Source organism: Haloarcula pelagica (genome assembly GCF_030127105.1).
GTDB classification, from domain to species: domain Archaea; phylum Halobacteriota; class Halobacteria; order Halobacteriales; family Haloarculaceae; genus Haloarcula; species Haloarcula pelagica.
Genome location: NZ_CP126161.1, coordinates 2,972,610 through 2,998,532, shown reverse-complemented (window position 1 = coordinate 2,998,532; position 25,923 = coordinate 2,972,610). Strand labels below are relative to the sequence as shown.

Annotated in this window: 30 protein-coding genes; 15 read left to right on the top strand and 15 right to left on the bottom strand. The window is 66.8% G+C overall.

Features of this window, described 5'->3' with window-relative positions:
- Entirely contained in the window at positions 1 to 339 is a 339-nt protein-coding gene (locus tag P1L40_RS15900; RefSeq protein WP_284008441.1) for a glutaredoxin family protein, read from the top strand.
- Between the two features lie 81 nt (positions 340 to 420).
- On the opposite strand, the gene P1L40_RS15895 is transcribed toward P1L40_RS15900, so the two are convergent.
- Positions 421 to 597: a DUF5786 family protein gene (locus P1L40_RS15895; protein ID WP_284008440.1), complete on the bottom strand. Its 177-nt coding sequence runs from the start codon at positions 595 to 597 to the stop codon at positions 421 to 423.
- A gap of 246 nt (positions 598 to 843) precedes the next feature.
- Here P1L40_RS15895 and P1L40_RS15890 point away from each other — a divergent pair, with 246 nt between their 5' ends.
- The gene (locus tag P1L40_RS15890) at positions 844 to 2,766 is read left to right on the top strand and encodes a beta-CASP ribonuclease aCPSF1 (protein WP_284008439.1); all 1,923 of its coding nucleotides are present in this window, start codon (positions 844 to 846) and stop codon (positions 2,764 to 2,766) included.
- A gap of 1 nt (position 2,767) precedes the next feature.
- On the opposite strand, the gene P1L40_RS15885 is transcribed toward P1L40_RS15890, so the two are convergent.
- The 3 genes from P1L40_RS15885 to P1L40_RS15875 all read right to left on the bottom strand — a co-directional run bounded on the left by P1L40_RS15885 (position 2,768) and on the right by P1L40_RS15875 (position 6,369).
- Positions 2,768 to 3,790 carry a DHH family phosphoesterase gene (locus P1L40_RS15885; protein ID WP_284008437.1) on the bottom strand — a complete coding sequence of 341 codons (1,023 nt, stop codon included), beginning with the start codon at positions 3,788 to 3,790 and terminating at the stop codon, positions 2,768 to 2,770.
- 217 nt (positions 3,791 to 4,007) lie between these two features.
- Positions 4,008 to 5,117 (bottom strand): agmatinase family protein, encoded by a 1,110-nt coding sequence (locus P1L40_RS15880; protein WP_284008435.1) that lies wholly within the window; start codon positions 5,115 to 5,117, stop codon positions 4,008 to 4,010.
- Between the two features lie 229 nt (positions 5,118 to 5,346).
- Positions 5,347 to 6,369, bottom strand: a complete 1,023-nt coding sequence (locus P1L40_RS15875) for an AbrB/MazE/SpoVT family DNA-binding domain-containing protein (protein WP_336402189.1) — start codon at positions 6,367 to 6,369, stop codon at positions 5,347 to 5,349.
- Positions 6,370 to 6,790: 421 nt separating this feature from the next.
- Here P1L40_RS15875 and P1L40_RS15870 point away from each other — a divergent pair, with 421 nt between their 5' ends.
- Positions 6,791 to 8,353: a high affinity choline transporter 1 gene (locus tag P1L40_RS15870; protein WP_284008433.1), complete on the top strand. Its 1,563-nt coding sequence runs from the start codon at positions 6,791 to 6,793 to the stop codon at positions 8,351 to 8,353.
- Positions 8,354 to 8,462: 109 nt separating this feature from the next.
- On the opposite strand, the gene P1L40_RS15865 is transcribed toward P1L40_RS15870, so the two are convergent.
- The 7 genes from P1L40_RS15865 to nikR form a co-directional block, all read right to left on the bottom strand.
- Complete coding sequence (locus P1L40_RS15865; RefSeq protein ID WP_284008431.1) at positions 8,463 to 8,915, bottom strand: M67 family metallopeptidase; 453 nt, start codon at positions 8,913 to 8,915, stop codon at positions 8,463 to 8,465.
- A 70-nt stretch (positions 8,916 to 8,985) separates the two neighbouring features.
- Positions 8,986 to 9,696 (bottom strand): ABC transporter ATP-binding protein, encoded by a 711-nt coding sequence (locus P1L40_RS15860; protein ID WP_284008429.1) that lies wholly within the window; start codon positions 9,694 to 9,696, stop codon positions 8,986 to 8,988.
- Positions 9,693 to 10,487: an ABC transporter ATP-binding protein gene (locus tag P1L40_RS15855; RefSeq protein WP_284008428.1), complete on the bottom strand. Its 795-nt coding sequence runs from the start codon at positions 10,485 to 10,487 to the stop codon at positions 9,693 to 9,695. Before P1L40_RS15855 ends, P1L40_RS15860 begins: the two co-directional genes overlap by 4 nt.
- Positions 10,484 to 11,602: an ABC transporter permease subunit gene (locus tag P1L40_RS15850; protein ID WP_284008427.1), complete on the bottom strand. Its 1,119-nt coding sequence runs from the start codon at positions 11,600 to 11,602 to the stop codon at positions 10,484 to 10,486. The genes P1L40_RS15855 and P1L40_RS15850 overlap by 4 nt, the downstream gene beginning before the upstream one ends.
- Positions 11,603 to 12,541: an urea ABC transporter, permease protein UrtB gene (urtB, locus tag P1L40_RS15845; RefSeq protein ID WP_284008425.1), complete on the bottom strand. Its 939-nt coding sequence runs from the start codon at positions 12,539 to 12,541 to the stop codon at positions 11,603 to 11,605. It lies immediately after the preceding gene.
- A gap of 2 nt (positions 12,542 to 12,543) precedes the next feature.
- Complete coding sequence (locus P1L40_RS15840) at positions 12,544 to 13,821, bottom strand: urea ABC transporter substrate-binding protein (protein WP_284008423.1); 1,278 nt, start codon at positions 13,819 to 13,821, stop codon at positions 12,544 to 12,546.
- Between the two features lie 394 nt (positions 13,822 to 14,215).
- A complete protein-coding gene (nikR, locus tag P1L40_RS15835; protein ID WP_284008422.1) occupies positions 14,216 to 14,626 on the bottom strand; it encodes a nickel-responsive transcriptional regulator NikR in 411 nt (136 codons plus the stop codon).
- Between the two features lie 102 nt (positions 14,627 to 14,728).
- On the opposite strand from nikR, the gene P1L40_RS15830 reads away from it, so the two are divergent.
- From P1L40_RS15830 to P1L40_RS15780, 11 genes are all read left to right on the top strand, one after another.
- Positions 14,729 to 15,373: an energy-coupling factor ABC transporter permease gene (locus P1L40_RS15830; RefSeq protein WP_284008420.1), complete on the top strand. Its 645-nt coding sequence runs from the start codon at positions 14,729 to 14,731 to the stop codon at positions 15,371 to 15,373.
- Positions 15,366 to 15,665: a PDGLE domain-containing protein gene (locus P1L40_RS15825; RefSeq protein WP_284008418.1), complete on the top strand. Its 300-nt coding sequence runs from the start codon at positions 15,366 to 15,368 to the stop codon at positions 15,663 to 15,665. The genes P1L40_RS15830 and P1L40_RS15825 overlap by 8 nt, the downstream gene beginning before the upstream one ends.
- A complete protein-coding gene (gene cbiQ, locus P1L40_RS15820; protein WP_284008417.1) occupies positions 15,655 to 16,452 on the top strand; it encodes a cobalt ECF transporter T component CbiQ in 798 nt (265 codons plus the stop codon). The genes P1L40_RS15825 and cbiQ overlap by 11 nt, the downstream gene beginning before the upstream one ends.
- Complete coding sequence (locus P1L40_RS15815; protein ID WP_284008415.1) at positions 16,449 to 17,246, top strand: energy-coupling factor ABC transporter ATP-binding protein; 798 nt, start codon at positions 16,449 to 16,451, stop codon at positions 17,244 to 17,246. Before cbiQ ends, P1L40_RS15815 begins: the two co-directional genes overlap by 4 nt.
- A gap of 172 nt (positions 17,247 to 17,418) precedes the next feature.
- A complete protein-coding gene (locus P1L40_RS15810; protein WP_284008414.1) occupies positions 17,419 to 17,838 on the top strand; it encodes an urease subunit beta in 420 nt (139 codons plus the stop codon).
- Complete coding sequence (gene ureC / locus P1L40_RS15805; RefSeq protein WP_284008412.1) at positions 17,835 to 19,541, top strand: urease subunit alpha; 1,707 nt, start codon at positions 17,835 to 17,837, stop codon at positions 19,539 to 19,541. Before P1L40_RS15810 ends, ureC begins: the two co-directional genes overlap by 4 nt.
- Positions 19,538 to 19,891 carry an urease subunit gamma gene (locus P1L40_RS15800; RefSeq protein ID WP_284008411.1) on the top strand — a complete coding sequence of 118 codons (354 nt, stop codon included), beginning with the start codon at positions 19,538 to 19,540 and terminating at the stop codon, positions 19,889 to 19,891. The genes ureC and P1L40_RS15800 overlap by 4 nt, the downstream gene beginning before the upstream one ends.
- Entirely contained in the window at positions 19,888 to 20,511 is a 624-nt protein-coding gene (gene ureG, locus P1L40_RS15795; RefSeq protein ID WP_284008410.1) for an urease accessory protein UreG, read from the top strand. The genes P1L40_RS15800 and ureG overlap by 4 nt, the downstream gene beginning before the upstream one ends.
- Complete coding sequence (gene ureD, locus P1L40_RS15790) at positions 20,511 to 21,434, top strand: urease accessory protein UreD (RefSeq protein WP_284008408.1); 924 nt, start codon at positions 20,511 to 20,513, stop codon at positions 21,432 to 21,434. Before ureG ends, ureD begins: the two co-directional genes overlap by 1 nt.
- Positions 21,434 to 22,036, top strand: coding sequence for an urease accessory protein UreE (locus P1L40_RS15785; RefSeq protein WP_284008407.1), 603 nt, complete (start codon positions 21,434 to 21,436; stop codon positions 22,034 to 22,036). Before ureD ends, P1L40_RS15785 begins: the two co-directional genes overlap by 1 nt.
- Positions 22,033 to 22,728, top strand: a complete 696-nt coding sequence (locus P1L40_RS15780; RefSeq protein ID WP_284008405.1) for an urease accessory protein UreF — start codon at positions 22,033 to 22,035, stop codon at positions 22,726 to 22,728. The genes P1L40_RS15785 and P1L40_RS15780 overlap by 4 nt, the downstream gene beginning before the upstream one ends.
- A gap of 56 nt (positions 22,729 to 22,784) precedes the next feature.
- Here P1L40_RS15780 and P1L40_RS15775 read toward each other — a convergent pair whose 3' ends face one another.
- Positions 22,785 to 23,387, bottom strand: a complete 603-nt coding sequence (locus tag P1L40_RS15775; RefSeq protein ID WP_284008404.1) for a class I SAM-dependent methyltransferase — start codon at positions 23,385 to 23,387, stop codon at positions 22,785 to 22,787.
- Between the two features lie 242 nt (positions 23,388 to 23,629).
- Here P1L40_RS15775 and P1L40_RS15770 point away from each other — a divergent pair, with 242 nt between their 5' ends.
- The gene (locus P1L40_RS15770) at positions 23,630 to 23,824 is read left to right on the top strand and encodes a cold-shock protein (protein WP_284008403.1); all 195 of its coding nucleotides are present in this window, start codon (positions 23,630 to 23,632) and stop codon (positions 23,822 to 23,824) included.
- Between the two features lie 93 nt (positions 23,825 to 23,917).
- Here P1L40_RS15770 and P1L40_RS15765 read toward each other — a convergent pair whose 3' ends face one another.
- The 3 genes from P1L40_RS15765 to P1L40_RS15755 are packed head-to-tail and all read right to left on the bottom strand — an operon-like array spanning position 23,918 to position 25,884.
- Positions 23,918 to 24,640: a profilin-fold protein gene (locus tag P1L40_RS15765; RefSeq protein ID WP_284008402.1), complete on the bottom strand. Its 723-nt coding sequence runs from the start codon at positions 24,638 to 24,640 to the stop codon at positions 23,918 to 23,920.
- Positions 24,641 to 24,689: 49 nt separating this feature from the next.
- Entirely contained in the window at positions 24,690 to 25,355 is a 666-nt protein-coding gene (locus P1L40_RS15760) for a helix-turn-helix domain-containing protein (RefSeq protein WP_284008401.1), read from the bottom strand.
- 58 nt (positions 25,356 to 25,413) lie between these two features.
- Positions 25,414 to 25,884 (bottom strand): hypothetical protein, encoded by a 471-nt coding sequence (locus P1L40_RS15755; protein WP_284008399.1) that lies wholly within the window; start codon positions 25,882 to 25,884, stop codon positions 25,414 to 25,416.
- Positions 25,885 to 25,923 lie beyond the last annotated feature (39 nt).

The following is a 25,923-nucleotide window of genomic DNA, read 5'->3' as shown; positions in this document are numbered from 1 at the left end:
ATGTCGTTCGAACCCGAGGAGCTCTCACCCGAAGAAGTCGAGACGACCGTCCAGGAGACGATAGAGGACAACGAGGTAGCGCTGTTCATGAAGGGGACCGAACTGATGCCCCAGTGTGGCTACTCCCGGAAGGCACTGGGGCTCATCCAGCGACACCGCGAGGACGTTGCGACGGTGAACGTCCTCCAGGCCACGGAGGCGTTTCGTGAATCGCTCGCCGAGTACAGCGGCCGCGAGACGATCCCCCAGACGTTCGTCGACGGGGAGTTCGTCGGCGGCAGCGACATCCTCGAACAGCTCGACGAGAACGGCGACCTGGCCGAGACGCTGAACGCCTGAGACGGACCGCCGACTCCGGGTCGGTAGGTGCGCCAGCAAAACACGGCGATCGCTCCGAACGCTGTGGTCGAGTCGGCCGGGTCAGGCGTCTTCGTCTTTCATCTCGCCGAGCTTGTCGACGAGGTCGGAGGTCGAGGCCTCCGTCTCGAAGGAGACATCGCCGTCGTGGTCGTTCTCGTGGACAGCGACGCCCTCGCTGTCGTCGGCGTCGACATCCTGGTCTTTCTGTTCGGATTCGTCGTAGCTACCAAAGCCCATGTCTCACGGAAGCGGAGAGCGACACTAAAATCGGTCGGTAGGATCGCCCGGAGACGCGTGGTACCGCATCACAGCGCTGCTCCGGTCGGCGCCGGCGGTGAATCTCTCGGCCACCAGCGGGCGAAACAATCGACCCGGGAAGCAAAGGTTCTTATTCGTGGTCCGTTTTTCGGTAAACAACGGATACCCGAGAGCCGTGGTTCTTGCGACGGCGATCGACCGCTTCAACGGTAGATTTCCCGACATATGAGTTCAGCAGACGAGACCTTAGAGAAGATCAAGGCACAGGTCGAGGACGAAACACCGAACGACATCGCCATCGAGGCGGTGACGTTCGAAGGGCCCGAACTGGTCATCTACACGCCAGACGCCCAGGCCGTCGCGAACCGTGACGGCATCGTTCGAAACCTCGCACAGACACTCCGCAAACGCATCAACGTCCGCCCGACACAGGACGCGCTGGTCCCGCCCAAGCAGGCCCGCGAGCGCATCACCGAGTTGATCCCCGAAGACGCCGGCGTCCAGAACCTCGATTTCGACTCCGAGACCGGCGAGGTGTTCATCGAGGCCGAGAAACCCGGCCGCGTCATCGGCCGTCACGGCGAGACGCTGGATCAGATCTCCGCGAGCGTCGGGTGGACGCCCGAGGTCGTTCGGACCCCACCCATGGAGTCCTCGACGGTCTCGAACGTCCGGAACTTCCTCAAACAGGAGCGTGACGAGCGCCGCGAGATCCTCGAACGGGTCGGCCGGAAGATCAACCGCCCGACCACCTCGGACGACGACTGGGTCCGGCTGACGACGCTTGGCTGCTGTCGCGAGGTCGGGCGCGCGTCGTTCATCCTCTCGACGCCCGAGTCGCGCATCCTCATCGACTGCGGGGACAAGCCCGGGGCCGAGGGCGAGGTCCCTTACCTCCAGGTGCCCGAAGCGCTCGCGGCGGGACCAAACTCAATCGACGCCGTCGTGTTGACACACGCCCACCTGGACCACTCGGCGCTCATCCCGATCCTGTTCAAGTACGGCTACGACGGACCGATCTACACCACCGCGCCCACGCGGGACCTGATGGGCCTGCTCCAGCTGGACTACCTCGACGTGGCCGCGAAGGAGGGGCGGACCCCGCCTTACGAGAGCCAGCAGGTCCGTGACGCGCTGAAACACACCATCCCGCTTGAGTTCGGCAACGTCACCGACATCGCGCCCGACATCAAACTCACCATGCACAACGCCGGCCACATCCTCGGGTCGGCGGTGTGTCACTTCCACATCGGCGAGGGTCGCTACAACGTCGCCTTCTCCGGCGACATTCACTACAAGGACACCCGCCTGTTGGACGGCGCGGTCAACGACTTCCCGCGGGTCGAGACGCTCGTGCTGGAATCGACCTACGGCGGGAAAAACGACTACCAGACCGACCAGGAAGACTCCGAGCGGGTCCTCAAGCGGGTCATCAACCAGGCAAACGAGAAAGACGGGAAGATCCTCATCCCCGCGTTCGCCGTCGGTCGCTCCCAGGAGCTGATGCTCGTCCTGGAGGAAGCCATGCGGGAGGGTGAAATCCCGACGATGCCGGTGTACCTCGACGGGATGATCCGCGAGGCGACGGCGATCCACACCGCGTATCCCGAGTACCTTCGTGGGGATCTCCGCCAGCGTATCCTCTACGACGACGAGAACCCCTTCCTGGCCGAGCAGTTCCAGCAGGTCGACGGCGGCGAGGAGATGCGCCAGGACATCGCCGACGACGAGCCCTGTATCGTACTCACCACCTCGGGGATGGTCACCGGCGGCCCCGTGATGTCCTGGCTCCGCCTGCTGGGCGGGGACCCGGACAACACGATGGTGTTCGTCGGCTACCAGGCCGAGGGGACGCTCGGCCGGCAGATCCAGCGCGGTCAGGACGAGATCACGATGTCAGACCGGAGCGGTCCGCGCGCCGAGCGCGTGAGCCTGGAGATGGATGTCGAGACGGTCGACGGCTTCTCGGGCCACGCCGACCGCCAGGGGCTGGAGACGTTCGTCGAGACGATGCACCCCCGCCCCGAGAAGGTCCTCTGTGTCCACGGCGACGAGACCTCCACCAACCAGCTCTCCTCGGCGCTGTACCAGAAGTTCAACATGCGGACGTTCAACCCCAAGAACCTGGAGACGTTCCGGTTCGTCTGAGTCACTCCCCGCCGTCTTCCTCGCTCAGTTTCAGTTCCGCCAGCAGTCGCGCACGGACCACCTGTTCGACGATCGCGACGAGCTGGTCGTCGTCGCTCGTGTAGTCCGCGAAGATGCCGAGCGGAATCTCACCGCCGGCCATCTCCCGATGGCCGCCGGCGCTGCCGACATCGCCGAAGGCCTCGTTCAGGACCGTCCCCACGTTGATCCGCGCGTCCGTCGACCGACCGCTCAGCTGGATCGTATCCTCGATGATCCCGAAGACGATGGCCGTCTGGACCCCTTCGAGCGTCACGAGATAGTCCGCGGCCTGTGGCAGTGCGTCGCGTTCGCTGGTCCGTCCGACGTGAGTCAACAGGACCGAGCCGGTGACCGACCGGTTGTCGATCGCGTCGGCGATCGCGTCGACGGTCGCCCCGCTGACCGACGGCGTCGACAGTTTCGCCAGGAGGTCGTCGTTGGCGTGTCCATGGAGGAAGCCGCCGGCCTCGTACTCGGCGGCCGTGACTCCCCGGAGAAACCCCAGCGTCTCCCGTCGGATCGCAAACAGCAGCGCCGTCGCCAGCGTCGCGTCGACATCGAGCCCGGCGTCGCGGACGTACTCCGCGAGGATCGTCGCCGTCGCACCGGCCCCCTCTCGGTGGTCGACGTAGCGGGCCTGGACATCTTCTGCCGGGTGGTGGTCGATGACGATGTCGACTGCCGTCCCTTCGGGAACCGCGTTGTTCGCGCCCGGGACGGAGTGGTCGACGAACGCCAGCAGGGATCTCTCGGATCGGTCGACGACGAGTTCCGGGTCGAACGGCTTCAGTTCCACGTCGAGCAAGTTGACGAAGGCCCTGTTCTGCTGGTGGGTGATCTCCCCGCTGTAGAGGATACGGCGCTCGTCGATCCCCGCCGCCGCCGCGAGTCGACCCAGCGCGAGCGCGCTGGCCAGACAGTCCGGATCCGGGTTGTTGTGACAGACGATAGTCAGCTCCTCGCCCGACCCGAGCAGCGACTGTAACTCGTGGACATCAGCCATATCTCGGTCTGGGAGTGCGATCCGGAAATAGTGTGGCCCCCGTCGAGCAGTTCGATATAGCGACTGCGGGTGTATCGAGTCGGACCGGCGATGACGGGCCGGTCGACGGCTGAAACAGGTGGGACGGCCGGCGAAGCCGTCCCGAAGGCCGACGCGGCGGGGCAAGAGAGCAGTCCGCGTTCGGCCCGTACAGAAATCCTCGGCGGTCGGTCGTCGCTCAGTCGTCCGCGGGCGTCTCGGCTTCGCCGGTGGGTCCGAGCGGTTCCTTCGGTTTGATCGGCGAGCCCTCCTCCAGCCCCTTGCTGGCGAGCGCCATGCTGCCCATCACCTCGATGATGAGACGGTTTGCGAGCCCGCTGGTGATGCCACCGTTGTAGGAACTGGAGTCGGACACGTCGTAGGCCGGCGAGACCTCGACCACGTCGAAGCCGAAGTCCTCGGGGTCGAGAGCCTTGACGACCTCCCGGACCATGTAGATGGCCTCACGCGGGATGAGTCCGCCGGGCTCGGGTTCGCCGGTCCCCGGCGCGTAGGCCGGCTCCATCACGTCCACGTCGAAGGAGACCCAGACCGCGTCGGTCCCGTCGGTCGCGCGTTCGACGGCATCCTGGACGATCGCATCGAGGTCCATGTTTCCGACTTCCATGGCGGTGTACCACTTCATGTCGGCCTCGCGCATGTCCTCGTAGGTGTCGGGGCCGGGCCAGAAGCCACGCGGGCCGATCAGCGTGTAGTTCTCGCCGTCCATGATCCCCTCGTCGTAGACGCGCTTGACCCAGGCACCGTGGTCGTACTCGAAGCCGGTCAGCCCGTCCTCGCCGGTGTCGGCGTGGCAGTCGAAGTGGATCAGCCCGATGTCCTCGTAGCCGTTGGCCTCCGCCCAGCCTTTGATGTCCGGGTACGAGATGGAGTGGTCGCCGCCGATGACGATGGGGGTAGCCTGCTCGCTGATCTCGTAGACGGCGTCCTCGATGTTGAGCTGGCTCTGGCGCGTGTCACCGGGCGAGACCTGTGCGTCACCAGTGTCGGCGACGCTGAAGTTGTCGAACGGGTCGATCCCCGTCTCGATGTTGAAGTGCTCGTACGGCGGCGACGGGACCGTCGAGGCCGCACGGACGGCGCGGGGTCCGTAGCGGGTCCCAGGCCGGATGGTGGTCGCGGTGTCCAGTGGCGCGCCGAGGATGCCGATGTCGACATCCTCGTCGTCGAGTTCGTCCCGCTCGACCTCGGGGAGCTTGAGGAAGGTCGGGACGCCGCTGAAGATGGGTTCGTTCGCGTGCTTGTGCTTCTCGCCGTAGATGTCTTCGCCGGAGCGTTCGTCTGACATGGTGATCGTAGTGTTTTTGACTGCATTTCGAGCGGGATCGCCCGATTTTATCGACAGTAATGGATGGACAGACACTACTGAAAAGCGTTCCTTCGAATGTGTAATACCCGCCCCGATGAACTGGTGCAGGCATGTACCGTTCGGGTATCCTTAAGGTGTGAAAGGAGACGACCGGCACGGACGAGAGGGCTGTCGGCACCGAGAGAGAACGGACGGGAGCACGGCCCCCCTACTGGCTGGTGACCAGGTCGGGGTCCGCACGGAACGCCAGGTGGGTCGCGACCGCGAGGCTGTCCCGCGCGTGCCTGGCGCTCCGTTCGAGGAGGACGACGGCCCGCTGGAGCGCTAACAACGGTTCGGGCCGCTCGGCCATCAGGTGGTCGTTCAGCGCGTCGATGCGCTCGTCGACGGTGTCGAACCGCTCGCGGGCCTCCGCCGTGGCGTCGTAGTCGGCGGAGGTGACGGCAGCGATCGTCGTCGAGGTGGCGTCGTCGAGCGCGCTGCCCAGTTCACGCAGCTGTTCGGCGGTCGTCGGATCGGTCGCCGTGCCCTCGCCGTCGGCGACCAGCGTCCCGATCTCGCGGGCGATGTCGGCCATCAGCATCACGTCCTGTGCGACCGAGCGGTACCCGATGAGCGGGAACCCGGTTTCGAGCCCGACGGCCCGGTTGAGACGGGGGTTCCGGTAGGTCGCGAACACGAGCCTGAGAAACAGGTAGAACAGTTTCTCGGCCTGTTCGTACCGGGCGTCGTTGCTCCGCGCGCGCTCGGCGTCGCCGTCGGCGATAGCCGTCATCGCCTCCGTCCGCATCATCGCCTCGGTGCGGCTGAGCCGACCCAGAAGCGTCGGGAGGTCGAAATCGCCCGGGGCGACCGAACACCTGACGGTGACGTGCCCGTCGCCCTGTTCGACGATTCCCAGCCCCATGAGGCGCCGCTCGGCGCGTCTGATCGCGTCGTGGTGGTCGATCGACAGCGGCGTCGTCGACTCGACTCGGATCAACTGCCGGCCCAGGACGTACTGGGTCACGACCGCCCGCTCTAAGGCCTCGTCAGTCAGCGTGTCTGCGTCGATGGTCGCCTCGGTGTCCTCGATGGTCGGCTGCTCGGGGACCAGCAGGAGCGAACCGCCGTTCTCGTCGCGCTGGACGATGATCTCGTCGCCCTTCTCGATACTGTGATACCGCGCCCACTCGGCCGGGACCGTCACGGCCAGCGTCGACGACCCCAGTTGCTGGACTTTCCGTTTCATCCGGACCGGATCGGGAGTCACTGTTCGCTTCCTCCACACTGTTCCTGTCTGTGCATTAATCGCTCTATTTATCGTCTTATCAGACAGTAGTTTGCGCTTTTGGTTGGAACAAATTCTACGTATTCGTATATAAGTGGACATACGATAATCAGCCTCAGTGTGGAAAGTCTTAAAATACTGTTAGGGAACTTGGGTAGACATCTACTGTACGTGTGTCTACCAGCAGACGTTTACAGTGGATGCTCGTTACGAGATAACAACACTCTGTAAACAATACCTTGAAAATGCCTTTGTGTAGTGGCTAATTCGGAAGTGTTGTGACCGAATCATACGCGACCCTGACGCAGTCTCGGGGGAAAACTGTCGGATCGCTCGATACGACCGATAATTCCCGTTCGATCGTCAATCGAGGTGGCGTGGCGTGAGCGTCATCATCTACGGACTCGCCGCCACGATCGTGACGATGATGGGGATCGGGTTCTACGTCGCCCGGAAGGTCAAGGGCGACAGCATCAACTACATCGTCGCCGGACGGGGACTCATCCTCCCGCTGGCCGCGGCGACGTTGATGGCACAGTCGCTTGACTCGAACGCGACGCTTGGCAACACCGACCTCGCGGCCGACTTCGGGTTCTGGGCCGGCGCGGCGCTGCCCGTCGGCCTGGCGCTGTGTCTGTTCATCACGGGCCTGTTCTTCGCGAAACCGATGAACCGGCTGAACCTCACGACGCTGCCCGACTTCTTCCGTCGGAAGTACGGCCGCACCGTCGAGATCGTCGCCAGTTTCATCATGTCGATCGCCTACGCGTTCCTGCTGGCGGGGAACCTGGTCGCCGGGGGCTTTCTCTTCCAGATCTTCGTCGGGACGAGCTTCCAGGTCGGCGTGTTCATCATCGCCGGGCTCGTGCTGGCCTACACCGTCGCCGGCGGCCTGTTCTCGGTCGCCTACACCGACGTGATACAGGCCGGGATCGCATTCGTCGGCTCCATGGCGCTGATCGTCTACATCGCGACGAACTACGGGTTCACGATCCCCGCCGGGATGGGTCCGACGAACCTCGGACAGCTTACCGACCCGAGTCAGGGGGCGTACATCAACCTCGCGACGATCGTCGCGCTGGGGCTCGGTGACATCGTCGCCATCGACTTCATGGAACGGGTGTTCGCGGCCGACGACCCCGAGACCGCACAGAAGGCCTGCTTCATCGGGTCGGCCGGCACGCTCATCATCGGTATCCCGTTCTCGATCGTCGCGCTCTCGGCGAACTCGATCCTCTCGTCGATCGGCGTCGAGGCCGGGAGCCAGGCCGTGCTGTACACGCTGTTGCAAAACGCCGTGCCGCCGTGGCTCGCCGCGCTCGTCCTGGCCGGCATCGTCGCCGCCTCGTTCTCGACGAGCGACGGCGCGATCCTGGGGACCTCGGCGGTCATGGCCCGGAACGTCGTCGGGATCCGCGTCGACGAGGACAGCGCAGGCGAGACGCCGACGGCCACCGACGGCGGGTCCGACGAGGGCTTTTTCGGCACCGAGAGCGACAAACTGCTCAGCGTCACGCGCCTGATGTCCGTCCCGATCACCCTGCTGGGCGTGTTCCTCGCGATTCGTGTGTCCGCGACCGGGATGTTGCTCGTGCTGGCGTTCGACATCATGCTCGCCGGCGCGCTCGTCCCGATGGTGATGGGGCTGTACTGGTCTGACATCTCGACCACGCCGGCAGCACTGAGTTCGATGCTCGCTGGCTCCGCGACCCGCCTCGTCCTGTTCGTGCTGGTGCCGACGACCTACGCCTACCAGAACACGCTGCTGTACATCCCGAACGACATCTTCACCGCGTCGTTCGACGGCCTGCCGACGTTCATCGCCGCCGCTGTGAGTCTCGTGACCTTCCTCGTGGTCGCGTACCTCACCAAGGACGACTACCCGATCCACAGTCTCGAACGCCAGGAGAGCCCCAACATCGTCGCCGGCGGCGAGGAGGACTGACTCCTCGACTGGGTCGGCTTTGACGACTGCGGTTTTCGGTGCGTTCGCAGTGCTTTTTCGTAGTCCGACGAACCCCGGTAGCGCGTGGTCGAAAGCGTCCCGTGAGAGGTTACACGAGGCGGGGTAGCCTAGCTGGCTCGGCCGGGTCCCCGTCGGCTGTCGTGACCGGCATCTCCCGCCAGCCGAGCAGCCCCAGGCGGAACAGGCGGTAGCTGTAGGGCTCCCCGTGGGGGGCGAACACGACCATCGCGAGCGGGTCGTGGATGTTCCGCCGGTCGACACCCGTCAGTCCAGAGGGCGTCGAGGCCGACGTGTGGGAGTGATAGAACACCCGTGGTTCCGGCGGGACGCGGTCGGTGGCCGTGGCGACGAACCGCCGTCGCGGCTCCGTGGCGACGTTCTCCAGCGGGACGTGTTCGGTCGCGTACAGCCGGTCGTCCCGTCTCACACAGGCGAGATACCCGCCCGCCTCGTGAGGATGGTTCGCCGCGATGTTGGCCGCGATCGAGTCCCGTAGCTCGTCGGGAATCGTCAGCGAGCGGGTCCGACGGGCGAACAGCACAGTACCCGAGATAGGCGATACGGGCTTAGAATTGTTTCGACCGGGCAGCGAAACGCGAAACCGACCGGACTTAGACGGCCAGGTACTCGGCGATGGCGTCCTCGTCGGCGAGCGTCGCGGGACCGACCTCGTCGACGATCTCGCCCCGTTCCATCGCGTAACAGCGATCGGCCATCTCGCGGATGACCCCGAGGTTCTGTTCGACGAAGAGGATCGTCGTCCCGAGTTCGTCGTTGATCGTCTGCATGTCCTGGCTGATCTGGTCGACGATCGAGGGCTGGATGCCCTCGCTGGGTTCGTCGAGCAAGAGCAGGTCGGGGTTCGAGACGAGCGCCCGCGCGATGGCGAGCATCTGCTGTTGGCCCCCCGAGAGGGTGCCGGCCTGCTGGCCGGCCCGCTCGTCGAGGATCGGGAAGTAGTCGTATATCTCGTCGTACAGCGTCTCCGAGCTGTCGGCGTTGACCGTCTCGCCCATCTTGATGTTCTGCTCGACGGTGAGTTTCGGGAACACGTCCCGGCCCTGCGGGATGTAGCCGATACCGGCACGGGCTCGTTCGTCTGCGTCGTCGGTCGTCACGTCGGTACCGTCGTAGGTAATCGTCCCGTAGACAGGTTCGAGCAGGCCGATGACCGTCTTCATAAGCGTCGTCTTGCCGACCCCGTTTTTCCCCATCACGCCGACGATCTCGCCGGACTGGACCGAGAGGTCGACCTCCCGGAGGATGGGCGTCGAGTCGTAGGCGGCGGTCACGCCGTCGAGTTCGAGGACCAGGTCCGTCATTGGTCGCTCTCCCCCAGGTAGATTCGCTGGACCGCCGGATCGGACTCGATCTCCTCGATCGGCCCCTCGCGGAACACCGCGCCGTTGTGCAGGACGGTCACCTCGTCGGCGATCTCGGCGACGAAGTCCGTGTCGTGTTCGATGACGACGAAGGCGATCCCCTCCTCCTCGTTGAGTCGGGTGATCCGCTCGGCGATCGCCTCGCGTTCGGCCACGTCGAGGCCGGCGACCGGTTCGTCAAGCAAGAGTAGATCGGGCTCAAGCGAGGCGGCCATCCCGATCTCTAGCTGCTGTTGTTGCCCGTGTGAGAGGGTGCTCGCGTCGACATCCTCGGAGCCGGCCAGCCCGGCCGCCTCGATGGCCTCGTCGACGCGCCGCCGGCGCTCGTCGCCGTCGGCGAACCGCTGGATCGGGAGCCGCGCGTTCTCGCGGACGGTCAGTTCACCGTACACCGACGGGACCTGGAACTTCATACTGATCCCGCGTTTCACGCGGTCCTGTGGCTCCTCGTCGGTGATCTCGTGGCCGTCGTAGTAGAGGCCCCCATCGGTCGGCGCGTACGTGCCGGTGATCAGTTTCAGCAGCGTCGACTTGCCGGCGCCGTTCGGGCCGATGAGACAGCGGAGTTCGCCGGCCTCGACGCTGAAGTCGACCTCGTCGATGGCGGTGAAGCCGCCGAACTGCTTTTCGAGGCCGTCGGTCGCCAACAGCGTGTCCGTTCGGTCGCCCGTTGCGAGTTCCGCAGCCGTCTGGCGGACGTTCGGGTTGCCCGCCGCGTCGTTCGTACTCATGGATCGACTACCTCCGTCGACGCCTCGGTCGGCTCCGAGGTCGCCGTCGAACCGCGTCGTTGCGTGTAGCTCTCGTGGATGTACGGGACGATCCCGCCCGGCAGCGCGAGGATGGAGAGCAACAGCAGCGCGCCGACGATGACGAACGCGAGTTCGCCACCCAGCGAGTTCCGGAAGAACTCGATGCCGACGGTGGCGACGACCGCGCCCAGCAGCGTCTTCCGGCCGCCGACGCTCACCCAGATGACCGGCAGCGAGGCGAAGGTCAGCTCGAAGACCCCGGGACTCATGTAGTTGCCCCAGGCGGCGTACAGCACGCCCGAGAGCCCCGCAAGCGCCCCGCCGAGGGTGAACACGGCGAGTTTCACGCGCTTGACATCGTAGCCGAACATCCTGGTCCGGTCCTCGTCCTCTCGCACCGCGACCATCACGCGGCCGTAATCGGAGTTGACCAGCGCCCGCAGCCCCAGATACGTCGCGAGCAGCAGCGCCAGCACGAAGTAGTAAAACGTCATGCTGTCGAAGGTGATCGCCGCGCCGCCGACACCGAGCGCGAGGTTCGGGATGGTCGGCATCCCGTTGAACCCGCCAAGCGCGGCCTCGCCGATGGTCCAGGCGTCGCCGGCGGTCTGGGCCATGAACGTGTGGAGCACGAGCGTCGACACCAGCGTGATGATGGTGACGTAGACGTTCCTGACCCCACCGTAGAACATGAAGTAGCCCAGCGTCGCCGCGACGAGGGCACCGCCGATGACGGCGACGACGAACGCCGCCGTGATCCCCGCGGGCGTCGCGAAGTTGACCGAGACGACCCCGAAGGTGTAGCCGGCGAAGCCGAAGAAGACGACCTGGCCGAACGAGAGGATGCCGGCGTAGCCCCAGACGACCGACAGCGAGAGCCCGAGGAAGGCGTACACCAGGAACAGCGAGAACCGCGATGCCTGGTAGGAGCCGACCGCGAGCGGGTACGCCGCGAGCGCCAGGACGGCGACGGCGAACCCGGCCCAGAACCGCCGGGAGTTCCCGACGGTGTTCGGTCCCTCGAAGCGCCCGACGAGGCGATCGAGCAGGCCCTCGGCGTTGGCGTCAGCGCCGCCGGAGTGGCCGGTCGCCATCTACGCGCCCTCCTGGCGCCGTTCGCGGAGGCGCTCGACGAAGCCCGTGATCCCCTCCGGGAGGAACCGGATCATCACGATGGCGGTCAACAGCAGCATGATGCGCCCGAAGAACGTCCCGACGAGGTTCGAGAACACGGCGTTGATCGACCCCAGCAGGCCGCCCGCGAGGGTCGTCCCCAGCACGACGCTGGGGCCGCCGACGACGACGGCGACGAAGGCCTCGACGAGGAACGAACTCCCCAGGCCGGGCACCATCGTGATCGTCGGCGCGTACAGCGCGCCGGTCAGGCCCGCAAGCGCCGACCCGAAGGCGAACGTCGTCATGTAAGTCCGCTCCGTGTCGACACCCATCGCTCGGGCCGTGTCCTCGTCCTGGATGGTCGCCCGGGCGCGCATCCCGTACTCGGTCCGGGTGAACACGTAGTAGGTGATCCCCAGGACCGCCAGCGCGACGCCGGCCAGCAAGACTCGATAGGTGGAGTACGAGAAGCCGCTGTAGGCGATGTTGCCCAGCGGCGTCCCGATCTGATCCAGCGAGTTGCCAAGCGTCAGGCGCACGCCCTGGACCATGATCAGCGAGAGGCCCCAGGTCGCGACCATCGAGTCGGCGAGGCGGTCGTACAGCGGTTCGATCACGTCGCGTCCGACGGCGCGCTGGCTGACGAGGTTCGGGAGCCAGCCGGAGATGACGACCCGCTCGACGAGCAGCCCGAACACCGCCGAGACGAGGACGCCGACGAGCATCGCCGCCGGCAGCGGGAGTCCCAACCGGATGTTCGCCAGGGTCGTCGCGTAGGCCCCGACCATGATGAACTCGCCGTGTGCGAGGTTGATGACGCCCATGATCCCGAAGATGATGGCCAACCCCGCGGCTGCCAGCACGATAAAGGCGAAGCTATCGAGGAACTGGAACAGGAGGTTCAGGCCGTTGACCATCCCTACCCGGCCTCCTCGTAGAAGTCCTGGGGGGTGTACTGGGTCTCCTCGTCTTCCTGCGTGAGATCACAGCCGACCGTCTCCGAGAGGAACGTCTCGGGGATGACGCGGTCGTCGACGGCCTCGACGTTGTGCTCCTCGTCGGCCCGCATGACCCACATGTGGTGGTCGACGTGGTGGGTCGCGCCGTCGAGGGCGATCTCCTCGTCGCCGGGTGCTTCGGGCGCGCCGAACGTGATGCCCGACTCCAAGGCGGCCTTGACTTCCTCCTGCTCGGTCGTGCCGGCCTGTTCGACGGCCTGCTTGTACATGTAGATCGAGAAGTAGTTGTTCTCGGCCTCCTCGTTGAGGTAGGGGGCGTCGGGGAACTTCTCGTAGTAGCGGTCGACGAAGCCGCCCTCCTCGGTGTTGCGCTGGGTCGGGATCTCCTCCATGTAGTTGACGCCGGCGTAGATGTTGGCCATCGCGGGCGGGTCCAGTCGGCGGTGTTCGTACCCCTGGGCCATCGCCGTCGAGGTGCCGATCGGCACCTCCAGCCCGGCCGAGGCCTTCTGCTCGTAGAAGGAGGTGTGGTTCGCGCCGACCAGCATCGACATCACGAAGTCCGGGTCGGCCTCCTGGATGCGGTTGATCGTCGACCCGAACTGGGAGTTCGACAGGGGGATGAACTCCTCGCCGATGACGTTCGCGTTGTTCTCGTCCGCCAGGACCTTCACCCAGTCCGCCGAGAGCTGGCCGAAGTTGTAGTCGGCGGCGATGGTGTAGATGTCCGAGCCGTACTCCTCGACGGGGTAGGGGAGGACGCTCCCGAGTTGCTGGCGAGCGGTCGGTCCGACGGCGAAGACGTTCTTGTCACAGACACCGCCCTCGTACTGGGTGGTGTAGAAGTACAGCTGGTCCTCACGGTCGATGATCGGGCGGATGGCCTCGCGGGTGGCCGAGGAGTAGCCGGCCCACAGGGCGTCGACGTTGTTCTGGTTGATCATCCGCCGAGTGAGCTCCTGGTAGCGCTGATTGTCCGACTGCGGGTCCGGGTCGAACACCTCGATCTGCTGGCCGTCGATCCCGCCGTTCTCGTTGATCTCCTCGATCGCCAGCAGCGACGCCTTGTGTTTCGGGTCCCCGACGAGCGCGAAGTTACCCGAACGGTCTTCGAGGACGCCGAGTTTGATCGTGTCGTCACCGGAGGCCGACCCACCGGAACAGCCGGCGAGTGCAGTCCCGGCCAGGACGGCCGAGGAACCGAGGAACCCACGGCGACTGACCAGCCGATCGCTCATGCGTCCACCTCCGTGAATCCGTCATCATCTTCGACCTTATACACGCTACTACTGAACGTATTGAGCGCCTTTCCGCCCAAATAAGCACGTCCGTCCATCATTTGGTTCACATCGTTGGACATCCACAGGAAGTAAATAAGGGTTACTGATCGAATCTTATACTCTCCTTGAGAACGCGGGTTGTGTATAAGGATATGAAAACACTGTTCGATATTCTCGGATGTTTGCACAATATCTACGCAGAATACGAAAAGTACACAGGAAGATCGGCTGCCGAAAAGAGCGCCGGCAGTATCTGCTGGAAACCGGCGCGACGACCCGTCGGCGGCCGCGGTTACTCGTCGGCGGCCGCGGCTACTCGTCGACGACCGCAGCTACTCGTCGGCGGCCGCGGCTACTCGTCGACGACGACGACCTTGACTTGCTGGACGCCGGTGACCGAGCGGAGACGGTTGGCCAGCGCAGTGATATCGCTCCCCCCGCCCTCGACGACGAGGGTCTCCATACAGGTGTCGTGTGAGAGGTGGATATGCTGGACCGACGTGATCGCGTCGGCCATCTCGTGTTGGATCGTCTGGAGTTCGTCCGCGATGCCGGCCGCGTGGTGGTCGTGGACGACGACGATCGTCCCGTGGTGGTGCTGGTCACCGTCGGACTCCCACTCGTAGGTCCCGAAGAAGTCACGGAGCGAGTCACGGACGGCGGCCGACCGACTGGGGTACTCCCAGTCGTCGACGATCCCGTCGAGCCGGTCGACCATCGACGACGGCAGCGTGAGACTGATCCGGTCGAACTCGTCGCTCATGTCCGCCCGTACGTGGATGGCCGATATATGGCTACCCACTCGGTACCGATAATACTGCGCGATGGCGAAGTATTATTGCCGGGCTCGACGGAAGCGGAGAGTATGCACATTCCCGACGGCTACATCGATCTGCCGCTCGCGTTGCTGTTCGGTGTGCTCAGCGCCGGGGTGCTGAGTCTCGCCGCCAGGCGGGTCGGTGGTGACATCTCCCAACAGCGTGCGCCGCTGCTGGGTGTCGTCGCCGCCGGCGTGTTCGCCGCACAGATGCTCAACTGGCCGATCCCCGGCGGCACGAGCGCCCACTTCGTCGGCGGGGCGTTCGCCGCAATCTTGCTCGGCCCGCACCTGGGCGCGCTCTGTGTCGCGACGGTCGTGGCTATCCAGGCCCTCGTCTTCGGGGACGGCGGACTGGTAGTGTTGGGTGCGAACGTCTTCAACATGGCCATCGTCGAGGTGTACGTCGGCTACGCCGTCTATCGACTGGTCGCCCCCTACGGGGAGTTCCGGGCGGCCTTCGCGGCCGGATGGCTCGGGATCACTGCCGGTGCGCTCACGGCCGCCCTCCAACTCGGGCTCTCCTCGGCGTTCCAGTACCAGCTCCTGACGACGCTGGCGATCATGGGTGTGGGCCACCTCCTGTTAGGGCTGGTCGAAGGAGCGATCACCGCCGTCGTCTACCGTTATCTCGCCCGCGCCCGGCCCGACCTCCGTCCTGCCGGCGTCACCGAGGTGACCCCGGATGCCTGAGTGGCTCCCGAAAGCGTTCGCGGTCCTGCTCGCGCTGACGCTGTTGGCCCCGGTGTTCGGCTGGGCGGCCGGCGCCGTCGGGTACGCCGAACCGCTGGAGAACGCCGCCGAGGTGACGGGCGCGACCGACGACGCCGAGCCGGTGGCGACCGCGCCGTTGCCGGACTACGCGGTTCCGGGGCTGGGCGGTGCCGCCGGGACCTTCGTCTCGGCCGTCGTCGGCACCGGACTGACGCTCGTGGTCGCGCTGGCGATCGGCCGGCTGCTCGGGGCCGAGACAGATGCGGGCTGACCTGCTCGACCGGACCCTCGCCGCCGTCGCCGCCCACGCACGATGGGTCCTGCTCGCCGAGGACGCCCCGAACCGTCGGGGGTTCCTCCAGGCCGTCGCGCCGTCGGTGAAGCTGCTGGGCGTCCTGGCGTTGCTCGTCACGACCGTCGTCCAGCGGGAGCTTTCGACGGTCCTGGCACTGGCGGGGCTGGCGGCCGCGCTGGCGGCCCTCTCGCGGGTCCCCGCTCGGGCGTTCCTGGGTCGGGTGACGGGACCCCCTGCCGTCGCGTTCGTCGTCGTCGGCCCGCAGATGCTCCTGATGGGCGGCCCGTCCCTCCCGTGGACGCCGCTTCCGTTGTCGGCAGCGGGCGTCGAGTACGTCGTCACGTTCACCGTCCGGGTCGCCGCCTGTGTGGGCTTTCTGACCGTGTTGCTGTTGACGACGCGGTTCTCGGCGCTGTTGTCGGCGCTGCGCCGGCTTCGCGCGCCGACGATCGCCGTGACGCTCCTGGCGATCACCTATCGGTATCTCCTGTTGTTCTTCGCGGAACTGGGACGGATGGTGCGGGCGCGGCGCGGCCGGACAGTCGCGGACCCGGAGATCCAGCGGAGCTGGCGCGACTCCGGGAACTTCCTCGGGACCTTCCTGCTTCGCAGCCTCGAACGCGGCGAGCGCGTCGAGCGAGCGGCACGCGCACGGGGCGGGACCGGTGTGACCCCCGCCCGGCCGCGGGCACCGCTGGGGCTCGCCGACGCCGCGTTCGGCGCTGTGGTCGCGGCGACCGTCACCGGGGTGGTCCTCGCGTGACCGTCCTCTCGGCCAGCGGGCTCCGGTACGCCTACCCGGACGGGACGCTGGCCGTCGACGGCGTGGACGTGACCGTCGAGCGCGGCGAACGGGTCGCGGTGCTCGGCCCCAACGGCGCCGGCAAGTCGACGCTGTTGAGCCTGCTGGGTGGCCTCGTCGAGCCCGACGCGGGGACGGTCCGGTACTTCGAGGAGACGACCGACGCAGACGCGGTGCGTGACCGGCTGAGCGTCCTCACGCAGAACCCCGCCGAGTACCTGTTCAACCCGACGGTCCGCGAGGATCTGGCCTACGGCCCGGCCCAGCAGGACCGCAGCGCGGCCGAAGTCGACCGTCGTGTCGAACGAGTCGCCGAGAGACTGGAACTGGACGGACTGCTGTCGAAGCCGCCCTTTCGCCTGAGCGGAGGCCAGCAGCGACGCGCGGCCCTCGCCAGTGCACTCACCGTCGAACCGGAGGTGCTGTTGCTCGACGAGCCACTGAGCAACGTCGACGCCGCGAACCGGGCGACGATCCTGGACCTCTTCGACGAACTCGTCGCCGACGGGGCGACCCTCGTCGTCTCGACGCCCGACACCGAACTCGTCCCCCACGTCGCCGACCGCGTGATCCTCGTCGACGCCGCCGGGGAGGTCGCGGCCACCGGCCCCACGCGCGAAATCCTGACCGACACGGCGTTGCTATCGGCCTGTTCGCTCCGCCCCCCACAGGTCGTCAGACTGTTCGAGGGGCGGGCAGGCGAGCCCCCGTTGACCGTCGCAGAAGCAGCCGACCGTCTCGACGGGACAGACTGAGCCGCCCCGAAATTGAACAACAGCAGTTATTCCGCTCATAATCGTCGTATTTCGAGATTTATCCGACAGAGAGGCGCTAATTGCGCCGACAGGAACCGGTTTATCCGGTGTGTCGAAAGACGTGCGTATATGTCTGGCACCCAATCGAACGGGGTCACAGGTGTGATCGACCGTGTCTGAGGAGTTCGTCCCCGGGGAGGTCGTCCCCGGCGAGGGCACCGTGACACTGAACGAGGGACGGGAGACCGCCGAGGTGACCGTGGGCAACACGGGCGACCGGCCGGTCCAGGTGGGTTCGCACTTCCACTTCTTCGAGGCCAACGCGGCCCTGGCGTTCGACCGCGAGGCGGCCTTCGGGATGCGGCTGAACATCCCCGCCGGCACCGCCGTCCGGTTCGAGCCGGGCGACGAGCAGACCGTCGAACTCGTCGCCATCGGCGGGAAACGCGCCGCTCGCGGCATGAACGGGATGGTCGACGGGAGCGTCGACGCCGACCCGGGCGAAGCGCTGGAGCGGCTGCGGGCCGCCGGGTTCGGTGATACCGGCGCCGAAGACGACACGGCCGGGGACGGCGTGGAGGACCAGGAATGACACGCGACATCGAGCGGGACAACTACGCCGAGTTGTACGGCCCGACCGAGGGCGACAAGGTCCGTCTGGGCGACACCGAACTGTTTGCGGAGGTCGAAGAGGACCTCCGAACTCACGGCGACGAGGCGGTGTTCGGCGGCGGGAAGACCCTGCGGGACGGCCTCGGACAGGCTCCCGGCGTCACCCAGGAGGAGGGCGCGCTGGACTGGGTCATCACGAACGCGACGATCATCGATCCGAAACTGGGGATCGTCGCGGGCGACATCGGCATCCGGAACGGCGAGATCGCCGGCATCGGCAAGGCCGGCAACCCGGACACGATGGACGGCGTCGACATGGTCGTCGGCCCGTCGACGGACGCCTACCCCGCGGAGGGGAAGATCGCCACCACCGGCGGCCTGGACATCCACATCCACTGGAACTCCGCGCAGTTGCACGAACACGCGCTGTCGTCGGGTATCACGACGATGCTGGGCGGGGGCTACGGCGGCGGTGCGACGACCTGTACGACCGGCCCGGAGAACATCAAACGGTTCCTCCAGGCCGCCGAGGCCTGGCCGGTCAACGTCGGCTTCTACGGGAAGGGAAATGCCTCCGATCCCGGGCCGCTCCGTGAACAGGTCGAGGCCGGCGCCTGTGCGCTGAAACTCCACGAGGACTGGGGGTCGATGCCCCGGGCCATCGACACCGCGCTCGATGTCGCCGAGGAGGAAGACGTGCAGGTCTGTATGCACACGGACACGCTCAACGAGGCCGGTTTCGTCGAGAACACGTTCAGCGCCGTCGACGGCCGGACGATGCACCTGTTCCACATCGAGGGCGCAGGCGGGGGCCACGCGCCGGACATCATGGAGATGGTCGGCCAGCCCAACATGCTCCCCTCGTCGACGAACCCCTCGATGCCCTACACCGACAACACGTTCGACGAGCACCTGGACATGGTGATGGTCTGTCACCACCTCAACCCGGACGTGCCCGAGGACGTGGCTTTCGCCGAGTCCCGCGTGCGGGCCGAGACCATCGCCGCCGAGGACGTGCTCCACGACATGGGCGCCATCTCGATGATGACCTCCGACTCCCAGGCGATGGGCCGGATGGCCGAGGTCGTCTCGCGGACCTGGCAGACCGCCTCGAAGATGAAGTCCCAGCGCGGTCCCCTCCCCGAGGACGAGGGCACCGGGGCGGACAACTTCCGGATCAAACGCTACATCTCGAAGTACACGATCAACCCGGCCATCTCGGCCGGGATCGACCAGTACGTCGGGACGCTCGAACCCGGGAAGATCGCCGACATCTGCCTGTGGGACCCCGCCTTCTTCGGGGTGAAGCCGGCGATGACGTTCAAGGGCGGCTTCCCGGTCCACTCCGAGATGGGCGAGGCCAACGGCTCCTTGATGACCTGTGAGCCGATCCTCCAGCGCGAACGGGCCGGCGCCGTCGGCAAGGCCAAACACGCCCTCTCGCTGTCCTTCGTCTCGCCGGCCGCTGCCGAACGCGGCGTCGGCGAGGAGTACGGCCTGGACTCGGAGGTCGTCCCCATCGAGGGCGCTCGCACGCCCGGGAAAGGCGACATGGTGTACAACGACTACTGTCCGGACGACATCGAGGTCGACCCCGAGACATTCGAGGTCGAGGTCGACGGCGAGAACGTCACCTGTGAACCGTCCTCCGAACTGCCACTCGCACAGCGGTACCTGCTATGAAACTCACAGCCAAAGAGCAAGAACGACTCACCGTCTTCACCGCCGCAGAGGTCGCGCGACGCCGCAAGGAACGGGGCGTCCCGCTGAACCACCCCGAGGCCGTCGCCTACATCAGCGACTGGTGTATCGAACGGGGTCGCGACGGGCAGTCCGTCGCGGAGATCCGCGCCGGTGCGTCCCAGCTACTGGGTCGCGAGGACGTGATGGACGGCGTCCCCGAGATGATCCCGATGATCCAGGTCGAACCCGTCTTCCCCGACGGAACCAAGCTCGTGACCGTCCACGACCCCATCCGGTCGGACAGCGTCGGGACCGCGGACCAGGACGGCGACGAGAGCGAGGACACATGAGCAAGACACACCGCGACGTGGCGACCGTCGGCGTCGGCGGCCCCGTCGGGTCGGGCAAGACCGCGCTGCTGTCGGAACTGGTCCCGATGCTCCGCGAGGCGGGCCTGGATGTCGGCGTCATCGCCAACGACATCCTCACGCAGGAGGACGCCGACCGACTGCGCGAGCGGTTCGCCGACGTGGTCCCGGAAGACCTCGTCGCCGGCGTCGAGACCGGCGCCTGCCCGCACACGGGCATCCGCGAGGACCCGTCGATGAACCTCCAGCAAATCGACGCCTTCCTCGCCGACCACCCCGAGTTGGACATCGTGGTCGTCGAGAGCGGCGGCGACAACCTCGCGGCGACGTTCAACCCCGAACTCGCGGACTTCTCGCTGTACGTCATCTCCGTGGCCGAGGGCGAGGACATCCCCCGCAAGCGCGGCCCCGGCGTCGTCGACTGTGACCTGCTCGTGATCAACAAGACCGACCTCGCACCCCACGTCGGCGTCGACGTGGACGTGCTCGAACGGGACGCCCACGAGGTCAGGGAGGGGCCGACAGTGTTCACGAACTGTAAGGCCGGCGAGGGCGTCGACGAGGTGATGGCCCACATCGACGAAGGGGTGCTGTTCGCCTGATGGCCGCCGACGGTGAGACGACCCAGGAGACCGACGCTCCCCACCCCTCGTTCGCCGAGTACGCCGCCGAACCGGTTCCCCAGGCCGCCGTCGGCGCGCCGGGAAAGGACGGCGTCCTCGAACTGACCTTCGCCGACACAGCGGGCGGGACCGCACTGGTCGAAGACTACGCGACGGTCCCGTTCCACATCTCCGGGACGCTGGGACACGACCCCCACCCAGACGCCGAGACGGTGTTCGTCCAGTCGCCGACCGGCGGGGTCGCACAGGGCGACCGCCACGACATCACGGTGACCGTCCGCGAGGACGCCGTCGCCAACGTCTCCACGCAGAGTTCGACGAAAGTCCAGTCCATGGAGTGTAACTACGCGGCCGCCGACACGGACCTCTCCGTCGAGGCTGGCGGCCACCTGGATTACGTCCCGGAGCCGACCATCCTCCACGAGAACGCGCGGTACTGCCAGGACCTCCGTCTGGACCTCGCAGCGGACGCGACGGCCGTTCTCAGCGACGTGGTGGTGCCGGGCCGACTCGCCCGTGGCGAGCGGTTCGCCTTCGAGCGGTACCGCTCGACCGTCGAGGCACACGGCCCCGACGGTCTGCTGTTTGCCGACACCACGCATCTGGCGCCCGAGGAGGACGATCCGACGGCGCCCGGGCTGCTCGGGGAGTTCGCCGTCTACGGGACCGCCTTCGTCGTCGCACCCGACCGTGACACCGACGGGCTGAGCGACGCCGTCCACGAGGTCGTCACGGACTGCGATGCCCGGGCCGGCGCGAGCGCGCTCCCGAACGACGCCGGCGTGTCGGTGCGTGCGCTGGGCCACCGCGCGGAGACGGTGACGGCGACGCTCCGAGCGGCCTGGGACCACGCGCGTCGGGAACTGCTCGGCGCGCCGGCCCCCATCGGGAGGAAGTACTGATGCGTCTCGCCGACAGCTACGTCGGCCACCGAGCGGACCCGGCCGTCGAGAAACGGCTGACAGCGCCGGCTACCGACCCCGTGACCGTCGTCCTCTCGGACACCGACCGACGGCGCTCGCGGGTCCGGACCGAGACCGACGACGGCCGCGACCTGGGGGTCGTCGTCCCACAAGACCTGGGCGACGGCGACGTGCTCGAAGCCGACGACGGGACCCTCGTCGTCGTGGAACTGGCCCGGATCGACGCGCTGGTGCTCGACCTCGACGGGAGCGGGCTCACGCCGACGGCCGCCCTGGAACTGGGTCACGCGCTGGGTAACCGCCACTGGGATCTGGCTCTCCGGGACGGCGAGGCGCTCTTCCCGGTCCCGGACAGTCGCGAGCGGATGGACGCCGTCGTCGAGAGCGAACTCCCGGCGGCTGTCGACCACCGCTACGAGGCCGTTCCGCCGACGCTGTTCGACGACGCCGGTTCGCCGGCGGATCACGAACACGGGGGTGCCCACGACCACGCGGACCACGACCACGGACACGAGGACCACGATCACCGACACAGCCACGGCGTCCACACCATCGACGACCCCGGAGGGGGAGAGCCGTGAGCGACGACGCCACCCTCAGCGCGTTCCGCCTCGCCGACTCGTTCCTGCCGGTCGGGACCTACACCGTCTCCTACGGCCTCGAACAGTTCGCCCAGGACGACCGGATCGACGGCGCCGATGACCTCCGGGCGCTGCTTTCGACCTACCTCCGTCGGCAGGTCGGGCCAGCCGAACTGGTCGCGCTGCGGGCCGCACACGCCGCCACGCTGGCGGGCGACCTCGACGCGGCCTGCGAGGCCGACCGCCGGCTGCGCGCGGTGACGCTGTCCGCGGAGTTCCGAGAAAGCGCCCAGCAGTCGGGCGACCGGCTGCTCTCGCTCCAGCGTGACCTCCGGACTGACGAGGACGGCCTGCTGGAGCGGTACGCGGCCCGCGCCGACGCCGACGAGACGCCCGGGAACTACGCGGTCGTACTGGGCGTGACGACCGCGCTGGCTGGCGTCGACGAGCGGACGGCCTGTCTGCTGTGCTGTCACGGCTTCGTCACTGGCCTGCTGGGAGCGGCCCAGCGGTTGCTCTCGCTGGGCCACACCGACGCCCAGCGGGTCCTCGACGACCTCCGGTCGGAGATGGTCGCGGTCGTCGAGGACAGCGCCGATACCGACATCGAGGAGATGGCCCCGTTCGCACCGCTGGTCGACGTGCTCGCCGCCGAACACGAACGCGCGGAGCGGCGGCTGTTCGCGAGCTAAACTGCCCCGCGGTATGACCGCTCTATACCGAGAATCGGCTGCTCCGGTAAGCCCGCTCACTCCGACGGGCGAAATACCCGCACGGTATCGCGCTTCCCGGCCGTCGACTCGATTTCGGTCAGCCCCCGATCGGTGAACACTTCGTTCCAGTCCCGGTAGTACAGCGGCAGGTCGTCGTCGACGTAGTTGACCGTCCCGGCCTCGCCGCTCTCGTTCTCGACGGTCACGAGCAGGTCGCCGGTGATCCGCGCCAGGTCGTCGAACACCCACGCCGAGTCGGGGTGGAGGTGCTGGAGCGTCTCGACCGAGAAGACCACGTCGAAGGCGTCGTCGTCGATGTCGGTGACGAACTCCTCGATCGAGACAGCGTGGAAGGTCCCGTCGGCCGCCAGGTCGGGGTAGGTCTCGGCCAGCAGATCCAGCGCGTCGGCGTTGAGGTCGATGCCGGTGAGGTCGGCGAAGCCGGCGTCGGCCAGTTCCGCCAGGTGTCGGCCGGCGTTACAGCCGACTTCGAGGACGCTCGCGTCGCGCTCGACGTGGCGCTCCAGCAACGAACGGACCAGTTCACTCGTCGCGTCCGACCCGTAGTGGGCGTAGTACGTCGGCGAGTACTCGCCCGAGCGGTCTGCCCACTGTCGCCGGACCTCGTGAGAATCCACGTTCGGTGGGGGACCCGGCGACGGATAACCCTGGTCATCCGCGGACGGGGGGAGAAGTTCCGGAACCGTCACCGATCGGCCGAGTCGTGCCTGTTCCCGAACCGAGATGCCCGAGACGCGGCCGAACTGCCCCCCCGTTTTGATCCTTCCTGACCCGGAATGGATATTCGTCCATCCAGAACCGGGTTTGGTAGACGAACATCGAACCGCTTATCAATAGGTGTCGTGAAGTATCGTTCGTAATGGTAAACGGTACTGTGGATTTCTTCCACAACGACGGCGGTTACGGTTTCATCGATACTGAGGACGCGGACGATGATGTCTTCTTCCACATGGAGGATGTCGGCGGCTCGGACCTCGAAGAGGGGACGGACATCGAATTCGACATCGAGGACGCCCCGAAGGGCCCGCGCGCGACGAACGTCGTCCGCGCGTAAGCAGGTTCCAGTCGTCGCAATCGCGACGCTTCTCACCTGACTTCTCACGATCAGACTCGTTCCGGAGCGACGGCGTTCCCGCCCGGGAGCAGGTCACAGTTCGACGGTACCCAGCTCCGCCTCCAGGTCGTCGACGTGGTCGTTGTAGGCGTCGACGAACCCCCGAAACCGGGGCGCGTACTCGCGGATATCGGCCGCCGAGGGCTGTTCGTACTGTGAGAGGAGATAGAGCCCGCCGGTGCCGCCGACACGGAGGTACGACGCCCGTGACTCCTCCCACTTGAGTTCCCAGCGCGTGCCCTCGACCCGGGTCGTGAACGTCCCGTAGTCGCCGCCCTCGTAGCGGTGGAGTTCCCCGGCGATACGGTCACACACCTCACGAACCCGGTCGAGGACGCGGTCCCGCTGGGCGACGACGCCGTCGGTCGTCTCGACGGCCGGAAAGTCGGTCGATACGTCGTCGAGCACGCCGTCCAGCGACGCGACGTAGTCGTTGAACCCGGCGACGAAGGCGTCGTAGTCGGTCATCGCGTCGGCCAGCGCCTCGGGGTCTGGGGGGTGTTTCGTCGAGACGACGTACACCTCCTGGCCCCGGCCGGGGTCGAACCGGAGGTACTCCAGATCGCCGCCCTCGTACTTGACCGTCCACTCGCCGCGGTCGGTCTCGACCGTCGCCTGGCCGTAGTCGCCGCCCTCCAGTCGCGCCAGTTGGTAGGCGACGCGCCCGGCGTGGTCCCGGACCGCCGCGAGCAGTTCGTCACGTCTGTCGGCGACCGCCGTCGCGTCGGCGGGGTCGACCGGTGGCCACTCTGTCACACCGGGTTCTGGACCGCGGCGGGCATAACCGGCACGGTCCAGGGCAGGATCACTCGGAGTCCAGGAGAAACCGACCGACGACGCGGTCGACCGCCCGCCGGATCGTCTCGCTCGCCGTCGACGTGTCGACGCCCAGTGTGTCGGCGACTTCCGCCAGTGTGCACGCCCGGGGCACGTCGAAGTAGCCCTGGCGGTGGGCGACGGTCAGACACTCCCGTTGCCGGTCGGTCAGCAGCGTCTCCCGGTCGGTAGTGTGGACGAGCGACAGCAGGTCGTACGGACGGCCCCGCTCGTCGAGGGTGGCACCGAAGGCCTCGAACTGCTCGCGGGTCGCGGTCAGGTCGAACTCCATCTCCCCGTCTTCGACGAGGATGGGGAACTCGGGCGGGAGCGAGGAGTCCCAGAGGAATTCGTAGAGCCCCTTCTCGTCGGCCTCGTACCGGCCGATCACCCGCCGAGTGTCGGCGTACACCGTCTCGTAGGCGGACACGTCCCGGTGTGTCCGGATCGCCTCGGCGACCGCCGTGGCATCGGCCGCGCGGACCTCCCCGAGTTCGAGCGCGCGGTCGTCGACCGGGACGCCGGTGAGCAACCGGAGCGTCGCGTCGGGAAACGCCGTCGACACCTCGTGGATCCAGAGGTCGGGTGACAACGCCATCCGGAACCGAGCGCGGATCACGTCGCTCGCCCCCGGTGCGAACGAGTCGGTCTCCACAGGGTCATCGTACCCCGAATCGCATCGAGCGAGCAAAAGCGTGCCCCCACTGGTGTAGCTACCGGCCGTCCGGAGCGGCGCCGCGACGCCACAGGACGAATCCGTAGAGCGAGCCGACGACGACCGACCCGATGAGCGCGAGCACGATCCCGAACGCGAGGTAGCCGATCAGCGGGTTCGCGTAGGGGACCATCACGTCCTGTGGCGGTTCGACGGCCCACGGACTGACGTGGAAGTACGCCAGCATGCCCGCACTGAACGCGAAGAAACCGGCCCAGTACCGCGCGTCGACACGGCGGGTCACGGTCAGGAAGAGGCTGATCGCGAGCAGCGGATAGATCGCCAGGCTGTAGGTGAACGGGTTCACCTCGGGCGTGATCGGCCACCCGACGTGGTTGCCACGGATCACGTGGTCGACGTGGTGTGTGACTCCCAGGACTGTCGGCAGGAGGACGAACAGATAGAACCCGCGCGTCAGGGCGGTGTCGTCTGTCGGTCGCTCGATCGGAACGGCGTCTCGGCGTTTCATACCTGACCGTTGGCCGCTGTGGCAGTCAGCATTTGCCCA

Bases quoted from the DNA above. Each gene is read 5' to 3' on its own strand.
- P1L40_RS15900 (WP_284008441.1), top strand. From the start codon at position 1: ATGTCGTTCGAACCCGAGGAGCTCTCACCCGAAGAAGTCGAGACGACC.
- P1L40_RS15895 (WP_284008440.1), bottom strand. From the start codon at position 597: ATGGGCTTTGGTAGCTACGACGAATCCGAACAGAAAGACCAGGATGTC.
- P1L40_RS15890 (WP_284008439.1), top strand. From the start codon at position 844: ATGAGTTCAGCAGACGAGACCTTAGAGAAGATCAAGGCACAGGTCGAG.
- P1L40_RS15885 (WP_284008437.1), bottom strand. From the start codon at position 3,790: ATGGCTGATGTCCACGAGTTACAGTCGCTGCTCGGGTCGGGCGAGGAG.
- P1L40_RS15880 (WP_284008435.1), bottom strand. From the start codon at position 5,117: ATGTCAGACGAACGCTCCGGCGAAGACATCTACGGCGAGAAGCACAAG.
- P1L40_RS15875 (WP_336402189.1), bottom strand. From the start codon at position 6,369: ATGAAACGGAAAGTCCAGCAACTGGGGTCGTCGACGCTGGCCGTGACG.
- P1L40_RS15860 (WP_284008429.1), bottom strand. From the start codon at position 9,696: ATGACGGACCTGGTCCTCGAACTCGACGGCGTGACCGCCGCCTACGAC.
- P1L40_RS15855 (WP_284008428.1), bottom strand. From the start codon at position 10,487: ATGAGTACGAACGACGCGGCGGGCAACCCGAACGTCCGCCAGACGGCT.
- P1L40_RS15850 (WP_284008427.1), bottom strand. From the start codon at position 11,602: ATGGCGACCGGCCACTCCGGCGGCGCTGACGCCAACGCCGAGGGCCTG.
- urtB (WP_284008425.1), bottom strand. From the start codon at position 12,541: ATGGTCAACGGCCTGAACCTCCTGTTCCAGTTCCTCGATAGCTTCGCC.
- P1L40_RS15840 (WP_284008423.1), bottom strand. From the start codon at position 13,821: ATGAGCGATCGGCTGGTCAGTCGCCGTGGGTTCCTCGGTTCCTCGGCC.
- nikR (WP_284008422.1), bottom strand. From the start codon at position 14,626: ATGAGCGACGAGTTCGACCGGATCAGTCTCACGCTGCCGTCGTCGATG.
- P1L40_RS15830 (WP_284008420.1), top strand. From the start codon at position 14,729: ATGCACATTCCCGACGGCTACATCGATCTGCCGCTCGCGTTGCTGTTC.
- P1L40_RS15825 (WP_284008418.1), top strand. From the start codon at position 15,366: ATGCCTGAGTGGCTCCCGAAAGCGTTCGCGGTCCTGCTCGCGCTGACG.
- cbiQ (WP_284008417.1), top strand. From the start codon at position 15,655: ATGCGGGCTGACCTGCTCGACCGGACCCTCGCCGCCGTCGCCGCCCAC.
- ureC (WP_284008412.1), top strand. From the start codon at position 17,835: ATGACACGCGACATCGAGCGGGACAACTACGCCGAGTTGTACGGCCCG.
- P1L40_RS15800 (WP_284008411.1), top strand. From the start codon at position 19,538: ATGAAACTCACAGCCAAAGAGCAAGAACGACTCACCGTCTTCACCGCC.
- ureG (WP_284008410.1), top strand. From the start codon at position 19,888: ATGAGCAAGACACACCGCGACGTGGCGACCGTCGGCGTCGGCGGCCCC.
- ureD (WP_284008408.1), top strand. From the start codon at position 20,511: ATGGCCGCCGACGGTGAGACGACCCAGGAGACCGACGCTCCCCACCCC.
- P1L40_RS15785 (WP_284008407.1), top strand. From the start codon at position 21,434: ATGCGTCTCGCCGACAGCTACGTCGGCCACCGAGCGGACCCGGCCGTC.
- P1L40_RS15770 (WP_284008403.1), top strand. From the start codon at position 23,630: ATGGTAAACGGTACTGTGGATTTCTTCCACAACGACGGCGGTTACGGT.
- P1L40_RS15755 (WP_284008399.1), bottom strand. From the start codon at position 25,884: ATGAAACGCCGAGACGCCGTTCCGATCGAGCGACCGACAGACGACACC.